Origin of the sequence: Agromyces seonyuensis (genome assembly GCF_009789225.1) — a bacterium.
In the GTDB taxonomy this organism is placed as follows: Bacteria; Actinomycetota; Actinomycetes; order Actinomycetales; family Microbacteriaceae; genus Agromyces; species Agromyces seonyuensis.
Genome location: NZ_WSTA01000105.1, coordinates 1 through 11,696, shown reverse-complemented (window position 1 = coordinate 11,696; position 11,696 = coordinate 1). Strand labels below are relative to the sequence as shown.

Annotated in this window: 10 protein-coding genes and 1 tRNA gene; 4 read left to right on the top strand and 7 right to left on the bottom strand. The window is 73.6% G+C overall.

The window, feature by feature from the left end; translation table 11 throughout:
* The 7 genes from GB864_RS18245 to GB864_RS16500 all read right to left on the bottom strand — a co-directional run.
* The coding region (locus GB864_RS18245) for a Rho termination factor N-terminal domain-containing protein (protein WP_336604052.1) at positions 1-333 on the bottom strand (333 nt) is incomplete at its 3' end.
* A 249-nt stretch (positions 334-582) separates the two neighbouring features.
* Complete coding sequence (gene thrB, locus GB864_RS16525; protein ID WP_160426794.1) at positions 583-1,545, bottom strand: homoserine kinase; 963 nt, start codon at positions 1,543-1,545, stop codon at positions 583-585.
* A complete protein-coding gene (gene thrC, locus GB864_RS16520) occupies positions 1,542-2,636 on the bottom strand; it encodes a threonine synthase (protein WP_160426793.1) in 1,095 nt (364 codons plus the stop codon). Before thrC ends, thrB begins: the two co-directional genes overlap by 4 nt.
* Complete coding sequence (locus GB864_RS16515) at positions 2,633-3,940, bottom strand: homoserine dehydrogenase (RefSeq protein WP_160426792.1); 1,308 nt, start codon at positions 3,938-3,940, stop codon at positions 2,633-2,635. The genes thrC and GB864_RS16515 overlap by 4 nt, the downstream gene beginning before the upstream one ends.
* 6 nt (positions 3,941-3,946) lie before the next feature.
* A complete protein-coding gene (lysA, locus tag GB864_RS16510) occupies positions 3,947-5,350 on the bottom strand; it encodes a diaminopimelate decarboxylase (RefSeq protein ID WP_160426791.1) in 1,404 nt (467 codons plus the stop codon).
* Between the two features lie 141 nt (positions 5,351-5,491).
* Positions 5,492-6,250: an LmeA family phospholipid-binding protein gene (locus tag GB864_RS16505; protein ID WP_160426790.1), complete on the bottom strand. Its 759-nt coding sequence runs from the start codon at positions 6,248-6,250 to the stop codon at positions 5,492-5,494.
* Positions 6,251-6,296: 46 nt separating this feature from the next.
* Positions 6,297-7,970: a DALR anticodon-binding domain-containing protein gene (locus tag GB864_RS16500; protein WP_160426789.1), complete on the bottom strand. Its 1,674-nt coding sequence runs from the start codon at positions 7,968-7,970 to the stop codon at positions 6,297-6,299.
* Positions 7,971-8,032: 62 nt separating this feature from the next.
* Between GB864_RS16500 and GB864_RS16495 the strand changes: the two genes are divergently transcribed.
* The 4 genes from GB864_RS16495 to GB864_RS16480 all read left to right on the top strand — a co-directional run.
* Positions 8,033-8,644 carry an iron ABC transporter ATP-binding protein gene (locus tag GB864_RS16495; RefSeq protein ID WP_160426788.1) on the top strand — a complete coding sequence of 204 codons (612 nt, stop codon included), beginning with the start codon at positions 8,033-8,035 and terminating at the stop codon, positions 8,642-8,644.
* Between the two features lie 56 nt (positions 8,645-8,700).
* A tRNA-Arg gene (locus GB864_RS16490) sits at positions 8,701-8,773 on the top strand.
* 154 nt (positions 8,774-8,927) lie between these two features.
* On the top strand, positions 8,928-9,605 hold the full coding sequence (locus GB864_RS16485) for a protein-L-isoaspartate(D-aspartate) O-methyltransferase (protein WP_160426787.1): 678 nt from the start codon (positions 8,928-8,930) through the stop codon (positions 9,603-9,605).
* A gap of 157 nt (positions 9,606-9,762) precedes the next feature.
* Positions 9,763-11,696 (top strand): TPM domain-containing protein (locus GB864_RS16480; protein ID WP_160426786.1); only part of this gene is annotated, 1,934 nt, incomplete at its 3' end.

Below are 11,696 nucleotides of genomic sequence, written 5' to 3'. Positions count from 1 at the left end.
CTCTTCGGACCCGGCCGGGCGCTCGTCGGCCGGGGTCTCGGCGACGGCGGGCGCGGCCGGCTCGTCGGCGGGCGCGGTCTCGGCCGGGGCCGTCTCGACGACGGGAGTCTCGGCCGGGGCCGCCTCGACGACCGGGGCCTCGGCCGCGGGAGCGGCGTCGCCGGCCTGTGCGGCCTGATGGGCCGCGATCGCCTCGACAAGCTCGCCCTTGCGGAGCTTGGCGGCGCCGCCGAGGCCGATCTGCGCGGCGAGCGCCTGGAGTTCGGCGACCTTGAGGGTCGCCAGGCGGGCGCGGTCTGCCACGAGGATGTCGTGGTCGGATGCGTTGGTCACGGGGTAGGTTCCTTTCCCCTCGTCGCGAGACGGCGACGCAGGAGAGTTGATCGCAATCACGCGGGATGCCGTCGGAACGGTCCGACGACGACACGTGAGCGAACGCAATGAATTGCCGGGAAAGACGCCGAACGGCGGGATCGGGGATGATCCGTCGGGCGCCGTATCGAGTCTAGCACCGCCGACGACGCCCGACTCGACTGCGACGCGCCCCCTGTGGAGGACGTCGCTCCGGCCGGGCGCCGACGGTCAGCGGACCTCGACCGTCGCGCCCTTGAAATCGACCGCGAGCATCCGCGCCTCCCACGGGGAAGGCTGCCCCTCGGCGATCCGCACGGCGGCGAGCCGCTCGGCGGGGTCGCTCGCGAGCACGAGCACCGACGGACCGGCGCCGGAGACGACCGCGGCGTGCCCGGCGGCGCGCAGCGACTGCACGAGCGCATCCGTCTCGGGCATCGCCTGCGCGCGGTAGCTCTGGTGCAGCTTGTCCTCGGTGGCGGCGAGCAGCAGCTCGGGGCTCTGGATGAGCGCCGCGATGAGCAGCGCCGAGCGCGAGACGTTGAAGACGGCGTCCTCGTGGGGCACCGTCACGGGCTGCAGGCTGCGCGCGAGCTCCGTCGACATGGAACTGCCCGGCACGAGCACGAGCGGCGAGACGCCGCGGTGCACGTTCAGGCGCTTCGAGCGCGGGCCCTCGGGCGTGGTCCACGCGATCGTGAGCCCGCCGAAGAGGCCGGGGGCGACGTTGTCGGGGTGTCCCTCGAGGTCGGTCGAGAGCCGCAGCGCGTCCTGGCTCGAGACCTCGACGACGCCCTCGAGGATGCCCTTGACGGCCATGACCCCGGCCACGATGGCCGCGCCGGAGGAGCCCATGCCGCGCCCGTGCGGGATCGTGTTGTGCGCGACGAGCTTCAGGCCCGGCAGCTCGAAGCCGAAATCGGCGAAGACGTGCCGCATGGCGCGCACGACGAGGTGCCGGTCGTCGAGCGGGACCTCGCCCTCGCCGACGCCGTGCACCTCGATCTCGAGGCCGGAGCCCTGCACTTCGATATCGAGCTCGTCGTAGTCGGCGAGCGCGAGTCCGAGGGTGTCGAACCCGGGGCCGAGGTTGGCCGTCGTGGCGGGCACGCGCACGTGCACGCGCCGACCGACGAGCTCGGCCGGGACGGGCGCCAGGCCCGCCGACGGCACCGGCTCGGCGATCGTCGTCATGCGGACAGCCCGAGGACCTCGGCCACCGCCGCGGCGTCGACGGGCACGACGGTCGGCTGGATGTCCGAGCCGTCGGCCGTGCGGAGGGCCCACTGCGGGTCCTTGAGGCCGTGGCCCGTGACCGTGACGGCGACCGTCGCGCCGGCGGGGATGACCCCGGCCTCGGCGCGTTCGAGCAGGCCGGCGACGCTCGCGGCGGACGCGGGCTCGACGAACACGCCGACCTCGCCCGCGAGGATGCGCTGGGCTTCGAGGATCTTCTCGTCGGTGATGGCGCCGAAGTAGCCGTCCGAGGCGTCTCGCGCTTCGAGGGCGAGCTCCCACGAGGCCGGGTTGCCGATGCGGATGGCGGTCGCGATCGTCTCGGGGTCCTTGACGACCTCGCCGCGCACGAGCGGCGCGGAGCCGGCGGCCTGGAAGCCGAACATGCGCGGGAGCTTGGTGGCGTTGCCCGCCGCGATGTCCTCCCGGTAGCCGCGGGTGTAGGCGGTGTAGTTGCCCGCGTTGCCGACGGGGATGAAGTGGAAGTCCGGCGCGTCGCCGAGGACCTCGACGACCTCGAAGGCCGCGGTCTTCTGCCCCTCGATGCGGTCGTTGTTGACCGAGTTGACGAGGTGCACCGGGTAGTTCGCTGAGAGTTCGCGCGCGAGGTCGAGGCAGTCGTCGAAGTTGCCCTGCACCTGGATGAGATCGCCGCGGTGGATGATCGCCTGGCCGAGCTTGCCCATCGCGATCTTGCCCTCGGGCACCAGCACGGCGGCGCGGATGCCCGCGTGCGCGGCGTAGGCGGCGGCCGAGGCCGAGGTGTTGCCGGTCGAGGCGCAGATGACGGCCTTCGCGCCGTGCTCGATGGCCTTCGTGATCGCCATCGTCATGCCGCGGTCCTTGAAGGAGCCCGTGGGGTTCATGCCCTCGAACTTCACCCAGACGTCGGCACCCGTGCGCCGGGACAGCGCAGGGGCGTGGATGAGGGGCGTGCCGCCCTCGCCGAGCGTGACGATCGGGGTGGCGTCGGTCACGTCGAGACGATCGGCGTACTCGCGGATGACGCCGCGCCACTGGCGGGAGCGGACGGTGCTGGACTGGTTCACTTCGTTCCTTCGACTCGGAGGACGCTCGCGACGGCGACGACGGCGGATGACTGGGACAGTGCGGCGACGGTGTCGGCGAGGGCGCGCTCTCGGGCGGCGTGCGTGCCGATGACCAGCGTAGCCCGGCCTGTATTCGGATCCGTCGACTGCTCGAGCCGGGCGACCGAGACGCCGTTCGCCGCGAACACCCCGGCGATCTCGGCGAGCACGCCCGCGCGGTCGGCCACTTCGAGGGTGATCTGCGAGCTCGTGCAGATGTCGCCGATGGGGACGATCGGCAGAGCGGCGTGATCGCTCGCGACGAGGCCGGGGCCGCCGACGACGTGGCGACGCGCCACCGCGACGAGGTCGCCGAGCACGGCCGAGGCCGTCTGGGGACCGCCGGCGCCGGCGCCGTAGAACATGAGCTGACCGGCGGCGGCGGCCTCGACGAAGACGGCGTTGTTCGCACCGTGCACGGCGGCGAGCGGGTGGCGGCCGTCGATGAGCGCGGGATGCGTGCGCACCGAGATGCGCTCCGTGCCGTCCTCGCCCGGGACCCGTTCGCACACGGCGACGAGCTTGACGACGTAGCCCTGCTTCTTGGCCGAGTCGACCTGGGCGGCGTCGACCGTCGTGATGCCCTCGCGGTGCACCTGGTCGAGCGGCACGGTCGTGTGGAACGCCAGGCTCGCGAGCAGCGCGGCCTTCTGCGCGGCGTCGTAGCCCTCGATGTCCGCCGTCGGGTCGGCCTCGGCGTAGCCGAGCTCCGTGGCGATGGCGAGCGATTCCTCGAGGGTCTCCCCCGTCGAGTCCATCCGGTCGAGGATGAAGTTCGTCGTGCCGTTGAGGATGGCGACGATGCGCTCGACCCGGTCTCCCGCGAGGCTCTCGCTGAGCGGACGGATGATCGGGATCGCGCCGGCGACCGCGGCCTCGTAGGCGACCTGCGCGCCGACCTGCTCGGCGAGGTCGAAGATCTCGACGCCGTGGGTCGCGAGGAGGGCCTTGTTGGCGGTCACGACGTCGGCGCCGGAGCCGATCGCCTGGAGCACGAGCGAGCGGGCCGGCTCGAGGCCGCCCATGAGCTCGACGACGATGTCGGCGCCGAGGATGAGCCGTTCGGCGTCGGTCGTGAAGAGCTCGCGCGGCAGGTCGACGTCGCGCGGCGCGTCGACGTCGCGCACGGCGATGCCGACGAGTTCGAGACGGGCGCCGATTCGGTTGGCGAGTTCGTCGGACTCCTCGAGCAGGAGTCGGGCGACCTGGGCGCCGACGGTGCCGGCGCCCAGCAGGGCGACGCGGAGCGATCGGTAGTCGAACACGGTGGTTCAGGCCTCCTCGGGCTTGGTGGGGGCGGGGATGCCGGCGTCGAGCGCGAGCAGGTCGGCGACGGTCTCGCCGCGGACGATGACGCGCGCCTCGCCGCTCGAGATCGCGACGACGGCCGGACGGCCGACGTGGTTGTAGTTGGAGGCGAGCGAGCGGCAGTAGGCGCCCGTCGCGGCGACGACGGCGAGGTCGCCGGGGACGACGTCGGCGGGCAGGTGGTCGGCGTCGACGACGATGTCGCCGGACTCGCAGTGCTTGCCGACGACGCGCACGAGCGCGGGTGCGGCCCGCGAGGAGCGGTTGCCGAGCCGCACGCTGTAGTCGGCCTGGTACAGCGCGGGGCGGGCGTTGTCGCTCATACCGCCGTCGACGCTCACGTACGTGCGCACGCCGTGCTCGGTCGTGACGGGCTTGACCGTGCCCACCGTGTAGAGCGTGACGCCGGGCGGGCCGACGATCCAGCGGCCGGGCTCGATGGCGATGCGCGGCACCGGGATGCCGCGATCGTGGCACTCGCGGCCGACGGCGGCCGCCATGCCCGCGGCGATCGTCTCGATCGGCGTCGGGTCGTCCGCCGCGGTGTAGGCGATGCCGAAGCCGCCGCCGAGGTTGAGCTCGGGGACGGCGCCGCCCTCGAGCAGCGCCGCGTGCACCTCGATGAGGCGGCGCGCCGACTCTGCGAAGCCGCCGTCGTCGAAGATCTGGGAGCCGATGTGGCAGTGCAGGCCGAGGAAGTCGAGGCTCGGCCGCTCGCGGATGCGCTCGACGAGCTCGGGTGCGAGCGCGAGCGGCACGCCGAACTTCTGGTCCTCGTGCGCGGTCGCGAGGAACTCGTGCGTGTGGGCGTGGACGCCCGAGACGACGCGGAGGCGCACGGGCTGCACGACCCCGGCGCGCTCGGCCGCCTCGGCGACGCGCTCGAGCTCGATCGGCGAGTCGAGCACGATCGTGCCGACGCCGACCTCGACGGCTCGCTCGATCTCGACGAGGGACTTGTTATTGCCGTGGAAGCCGAGGCGGCCGGCATCCGCCCCCGCCGCGAGGGCGACCTCGAGCTCGCCGCCCGTGCAGACGTCGACGCGCAGGCCCTCGGCCAGCATCCAGCGCACGATCTCGGTCGAGAGGAACGCCTTGCCGGCGTAGTAGACGACCGCCTCGCCGCCGGCGAGCTCGAACGCGTCCTCGAACACGGTGCGGATGCGGTGGGCTCGCTCGCGCACCTCGTCCTCGTCGAGGACGTAGAGCGGGGTGCCGAACCGGGCGGCGAGCGCGGGCGCCGGGATGCCGCCGATCGTGATCGCGCCCTCCGCGTCGCGTCCGGCGCCGGCGGGCCACACGCCCGGGGCGAGGGAGTCGGCGTCGGCGGGCGCGGGCGGGACGGGCGGAGCGGCGGGATCGGCCACGAGGTACCTCTTCGAAATGGGGACGAAGGAAGACGTGGCGAGCGGACCCGGCGTGGCCCCTGAAGCCGTCGCGCGAGACACGCGCGGACCGCCAGTTTACCGGGCCGCCGACCACTGTGACGACGGGCCCGGCGCACCGCCTCAGCAGGTGCCGGTCGTGCCCAGGGCGTCCTCGTCGAGGGGGAAGTCGCGGGCGTCGAGCCGCACGGTCGCCGAGCCGTCGCCGATGGTGATGCCGACGACTTCGACCCCGGCGGGGAGCCGATCGGCCACGCACACGGCGATCGGCTCGTCGAGCAGGCGCGACACCGCGCCCGAGAGATCGAGGGAGCCGCCCGCCGCATCGAGGGAGGCCGATACCGGCTGGAGCAGCACCTCGGTGCCGGCCGCCTCGGCGGTCGCGGACGCCGTGTAGCCGAGCTCGAGACCGAGGAAGCTCACCGTGCCGGCGTAGCCGATCGTGCCGTCGTCGATCGTGAACGAGCCGTCGGTGCCCGGCAGTTCGATGAACTCGTTGAGACCGGCCTCGTCGAGCGTGAGGGTGCCGACGGCGTGCTCGACCTCGCCCTCGCCCGAGGGCGGCACGCCGGTCAGCACGAGCGAGGCCTCGAGCGGCACGCCGTCGACCGCGAGGTCGTCCCCCGTGAGTTCGATCCGCTCCATGCGGCCGGTCGCGTACTGCGCGAGGACCGAGACACCGCGGATCTCGGCGGAGACCCCGCCGGTGACCTGCTCGGGCAACTCCGATTCGATCGATGCGGCGATGTCGTCCTCGGCGACCCGGCGGACGATCGAGTCCGCGAGGAAGTACAGGCCGACGAGCCCGACGACGACGACGAGCAGCCAACCGGCGACCCTGAGGCCCGTCCGGCGCGACCCGTCGGCCGAACCGCCGCTCACGGCCGTCCCCGTCCGGCCATCGATCCCCCGCGCCCCCCGGTCATCGTCACATCCGTTCCGGCGCGCTCACGCCGAGCAGGTCGAGGCCGTTGCGGATGACCTGGCCCGTCGCGTCGTTGAGCCAGAGGCGCGTGCGGTGCAGGTCGGTCACGGGCTCCTCGCCGAGCGGCACGACGCGGCAGTTGTCGTACCAGCGGTGGAAGAGGCCCGCGAGCTCCTCGAGGTAGCGCGCGACGCGGTGCGGCTCGCGCAGCTCGGCCGCGCGGGCGACGACGCGCGGGTAGTCCTGCAGCGCGCCGAGCAGCGCCGACTCGGTCTCGTGCTCGAGCAGCTCGGGCACGAAGGCCGAGCGTTCGACGCCGGAAGCCGCGGCGTTCTTGCCGAGCTGGGTCGTGCGCGCGTGCACGTACTGCACGTAGAAGACCGGGTTGTCGTTGCTGCGCTTCTGCAGCACCTCGGGGTCGATCGTCAGCGGCGAGTCCGCGGGGTATCGGGCGAGCGTGTAGCGCAGCGCGTCGGTGCCGAGCCAGGCCTGGAGGTCGTCGAGCTCGATGATGTTGCCCGCGCGCTTGGAGAGCTTCGCCCCGTTGATCGACACGAGCTGCCCGATGAGCACCTCGATGTCGCGCTCGGGGTCGTCGCCGGCCGAACCCGCGAGCGCCTTGAGCCGGTGCACGTAGCCGTGGTGGTCGGCGCCGAGCAGGTAGATCTTGTGACGGAAGCCGCGGTCGCCCTTGTCGAGGTAGTAGGCGGCGTCGGCGGCGAAGTAGGTGGGCACGCCGTTGCCGCGCACGAACACGCGGTCCTTGTCGTCGCCGAAGTCCGTGGTCTTCACCCACACCGCGTCGTCCTCATCGTAGACATGGCCCTGCGCGCGCAGCCGCTGCAGTGCTGTGTCGATGTCGCTGAGGCCGTCGGCGCCGACCGCGTGCAGGCGGCGCTCGCTCGTCCAGACGTCGAAGACGACGTTGAAGCGGGCGAGCGAGGCCTTGATCTCCTGCAGCTGCAGGTCGTAGGCGATCTCGCGGGCCGCGTGGAGGCGGGCGTCGGGATCGAGGGCGAGCAGGTTCGGCTCGCGCTCGAGGACGCGCCGGCCGAGGTCGGCGATGTACTCGCCGGGGTAGCCGCCCTCGGGGGTCGGCTCGCCCTGGATCGACGCGAGGACGCTCTGGCCGAACTTGTCCATCTGGGCGCCGGCGTCGTTGATGTAGTACTCGTTGGCGACCTCGGCCCCGGCGGCGCGCAGCACGCGGCCGATCGAGTCGCCGAGCGCCGCCCAGCGGGTGTGGCCGATGTGGAGCGGACCCGTCGGGTTCGCCGAGACGAACTCCAGGTTGATGGTCTCCCCGGCGAGCGCGTCGCCGCGACCGTATGCCGAGCCCTCGTCGAGGATCGTCTTCGCGAGCGCGCCGGCGGCGGCGGCGGCGAGGCGGATGTTGATGAAGCCGGGGCCCGCGATCTCGACGCTCGCGATGCCGTCGACGGCCTCGAGCCCGGCCGCGAGTTCGCCGGCCAAGGCGCGCGGGTTCGTGCCGAGGGGCTTCGCCAGGCGCAGGGCGATCGATGACGCCCAGTCGCCGTGCTCGCGCAGCTTCGGGCGTTCGAGCACGATGTCGGCGGCCGACACCGCGACCTCGACGGTCTCGCCCTCGGCGCGACGTCGCTCGATGAGGGAGTCGAGGAGGCCGGCCAGAACACGCGAGAGATCGTCAGGAGTCACCGGACAATCCTACCCGGGCGGGTCTGCGTGAATACGCCGTCGGACGGGGCTAGGGTGCCGATATGACTGGCGGTACGGGGAACCAGAGGTCGATCCGGATGCTCGCGGGGCGGAGCATCCTCGTCGTGGGGCTCGTCGCGGCCCTCGCGGGGTGCGGCGCCGGAGCCGGCGCCGAACCGGGCGAATCGCTCGAGCCGACCGGGCCGGCCACGCCGCACCCGACCGCGGCCGAGACGCCGGAGCCGCCCGCGCCCGAGCCCACCGAGACCCCCGCGGCCTACGCCGTCGACTGCGACGCCCTGCTCAGCGCGGACCAGCTCTACGAATACAACTCGAACTACGGCGTCGATCCCGAGTACGCGCCGATCTCCCCGGAGGCCGCACAGGCCGCGGCCCTCGGCGGCACTGCGTGCGGGTGGTCGAATCAGACGAGCGGCGCCGTGGTCGAGGTCGCCGCCGCCACCCCGACCGCCTCGCAGCTCGAGGCGCTCCGGGCCGACGCCGCGACCGGCACGGCCGTGCCCGAATGGGGCGAGGGCACCTTCGCCGTCGTCGACGGCATCGGCACCGCGCAGGTCTTCGACGACGGACGCTGGATCGTCGTCTCGTCCGGTGATTTCCTGGAACCGGCCGACGCGAACGCGCTCGTGAAGGACGTCCTCGCCGGCGCCTGAGGCCTGCCCCGACGCGTCATTCGCACCCGTTCCGAGGTGGTAGTCTCATGCGGTGCGCCTCCGTAGCTCAGGGGATAGAGCGCCGGTTTCCGGTACCGTAGGTCGGGGGTTCGAATCCCTCCGGGGGCACGTCCGCGCGAGCGAATCGCGCACCGGCTGAACGGCCGCCCTCGGGCGGCCGTTTCCGTTTTCCGGGGCCCCGACCCGCAAGGCGGCGAGAGTTCAGCATGGCCGCCTTCGGGCGGCCGTTCCCGTTTCCGGCGTCTCGTGCCAGGATCGGAGGATGGACGCTGGGGGGCTCCAGGCGGGGGAACGTGCGGCCGAGCGCGAGGAGATGCTCGACTGGCACCTTCGAGCGCGCGGGATCGGCGATCCGGCGGTGCTCGCGGCCATGCTCGCCGTCCCCCGAGAGCTCTTCGTGCCCATCCGCCTCGCCGACGAGGCCTACGCCGACCACCCGCTGCCCATCGGGCACGGTCAGACGATCTCGCAGCCGTACATCGTCGCGCTGATGGCCGAGGCCGCGCACCTCTCCCCCGGCGAACGCGTGCTCGACGTCGGCACCGGTTCCGGCTACGCGGCCGCCGTCTACGGCCGCATCGCGGGACGCATCGTCTCGATCGAGCGGGTGCCGGAGCTGGCCTCCGAGGCATCCGGTCATCTCGCCGACATCGACGCGCCCGTCGAGGTGCTCGTGGGCGACGGCACGCTCGGCGCCCCGCAGGCCGCGCCGTTCGACGCGGTGCTCGCCGCCGCGGCAGGCCCAGAGATCCCGCGCCCGTGGCTCGAGCAGCTCGCCGACGGAGGCCGCATCGTGATGCCGATCGAGTCCGACGGCCTCTTCCAGGAGCTCGTGCGCGTCACCCGGCACGGCGCCGAGACGGTGACCGAGCGGCTCGGGGCGGTCCGCTTCGTGCCGCTCATCGGCGCGTTCGGGCATCCCGGCGGCGCGCTCGCCTGACCGCCGCTTCGCACCGGCCGGCTCCGTCGCCCCGACCGTCCGGTCGGGCACCCCGGCGCAGGCCCGCCTGTGACGGCGCCCGGAAGGCGCCCAAGGGGGCCGTCGCCCTCGCTAGGCTCGCCTCGTGACTGCCGTTGCGAGGATGAAGGCGCGCCCGATGCCGACGACGACGCGTCGGCCCGGCCCGCTCGCCCGGTTCGTCGCCGCGCTGTCGGCCGCGCTGCTGGCCCTGGTGCTCGTGCCGGGCGCCGCGCGTGCCGCCCTGACCGCCGAGCCCCCGGTGAGCTTCGGCTCGAGCCCGGTGCTCGACGAGGCCGGGGTGCTCGGCTCCGACTTCGACGAAGTCGAGGCCGCGGTGCGCTCGGCGGCGGATCGCTCCAACCGGCAGCTCTTCGTGACCTACGTCTCCACCTTCGAGGACCCGTCCGACGCCGGCCAGTGGGCCGTCGAGACGGCCGAGCTCAACGGCATGGGCACCGAGGACTATCTCCTCGCCGTCGCCGTCGACGGCCGCCAGTACCGCCTCGACGCGGCCGCGGGGGCCTCCCTCGACGCCGAGGCGATCGAGCGGATCTCCCTCGAGGTCGTCGAGCCGTACCTGCAGCGCGAGGACTGGGCGGGCGCCGCGATCGCCGCCGCCGACGCGATCGCCGAGGGCGGAGTGCCGACGGCGGGCGGGTCCGGCAGCGCGTGGCTCTGGATCGTGGTCGTCGTCCTCATCGCCGCGGCGATCGTCGTGGTCGTGCTCGTCGTGCGCCGACGCCGGAAGGGCACGGGCGAGTCCGGGGCATCCCGGCCGTCGCTCGACGACCTCCGCCGCACGGCCGGCAGCGCGCTCGTGCGCAGCGATGACGCAGTCCGCGCGAGCGAGGAAGAACTGGGGTTCGCCATCGCGGCCTACGGCGAGGCGGCCGCCGAACCGTATCGTGCGGCCATCGCCGCGGCGAAGCAGCATCTCGCCGCCGCGTTCGCGCTGCAGCAGCGCCTCGACGACCACGAGCGCGACACCGACGAGGAGCGTCGCGCCTGGTACGGCGAGATCCTCGCGCACACGGATGCCGCCGACGAGGCGCTCGAAGCCCAGGCGGAGTCCTTCCGCCGGCTGCGCTCGCTCGAGTCCGATCTCCCCGCCGAGCTCTCGCGCATCGACCGCGAACTCGGGCAGGCCGACGCCGCGATCGCACCGGCCGAAGCGGCCTACGAGCGCCTCGCCGCCACGTACGCGCCGAGCGCCCTCACCGGCATCGCTCAGAACGTGTCGCAGGCGCGCGACCGGCTCTCGTTCGGCCGATCGACCCTCGTCGAGGCGGCGGATGCCTCGCGCGCGGGCCGCACCGGCGACGCGGCTCTCGGCGTCCGCGCGGCCGAGGAGGCGGGCGACCAGACGCAGGTGCTCGCCCGCGCCGTCGCGACGACCGCCGAGGACCTCGCGAAGATCGATGCGACGCTCGCCGCGGGCATCCAGGCGGTCGCCGCCGATGCGGCCACAGCACGCGCCCTCGGCGGCCCCGAACTCCTCGCCGCCGCCGAGCGCACCGAGGCCGAGCTCGCCGAACTCCGCACCGCCCTCCAGGCCGCCGGACGCGATCCCGCGGCGCTCGCCGCACGACTGCACGCCGTCGACGCGCAGATCGATCAGGTCGTCACCGCGCGCCGCAGCGCCGACGAGGCGGCAGTGCGCGCGGCACAGCAGATCCAGCAGGCCCTCGCCGACGCGCAGGCGCGCGTGCGGCAGGCCGAGCAGTTCATCGGCTCGTACCGCGGCGGGGTGGGCAGCGAAGCGCGCACCCGGCTCGCGACGGCATCCGCGCAGCTCGGGCAGGCGCTGTCCTTGCAGACCTCCGACCCGGCCGGTGCCGTCGCCGCCGCGCAGGCCGCGTCCCAGAGCGCCGAGTCGGCGCTCTCCCAGGCGAACGCCGACGTGAACGGCGGCGGCTGGGGCGGCGGGTACGGCCCCGGGCCGGGCGGTCGCTCCGGCGGCGGCGGCGACCTGCTCGGCGCCGTCCTCGGCGGCATCATCGGCGGCACCATCGCCCGCGAGAGCGGGAGAGCACACGTCTGGACTCCAGACACCTCGGCATCTCGCACGCC